This is a genomic window from Streptococcus mitis (genome assembly GCF_946190275.1).
In the GTDB taxonomy this organism is placed as follows: domain Bacteria; phylum Bacillota; class Bacilli; order Lactobacillales; family Streptococcaceae; genus Streptococcus; species Streptococcus mitis_DC.
In genome coordinates, this window is sequence record NZ_CAMHZQ010000094.1 from 1 (window position 1) to 257 (window position 257).

At 52.9% G+C, this 257-nt stretch carries 1 protein-coding gene; it reads left to right on the top strand.

Translation table 11 applies throughout. The features are described 5' to 3' along the window. On the top strand, positions 1 to 257 hold a 257-nt coding region (locus N8M20_RS10380), incomplete at both ends, for a hypothetical protein (protein ID WP_261080535.1).

Consider the following 257-nt stretch of genomic DNA (forward strand, 5'->3'; position numbering starts at 1 on the left):
GGCGTAGCAGTAGTCCGCGAAGAATCTCCAGCCTACACAGAACCGTTAGCAACGAAAGGCACGCAAGAGCCCGGTCACGAAGGTGAAGCGACAGTCCACGAAGAAACACCAGAGTATACTAAACCACTCGAAACTAAAGGTACGCAAGAACTAGGTCATGAAGGCGAAGCAGTAGTCCGCGAAGAATCTCCAGCCTACACAGAACCGTTAGCAACGAAAGGCACGCAAGAGTCAGGTCATGAGGGCGAAGCCGCAGT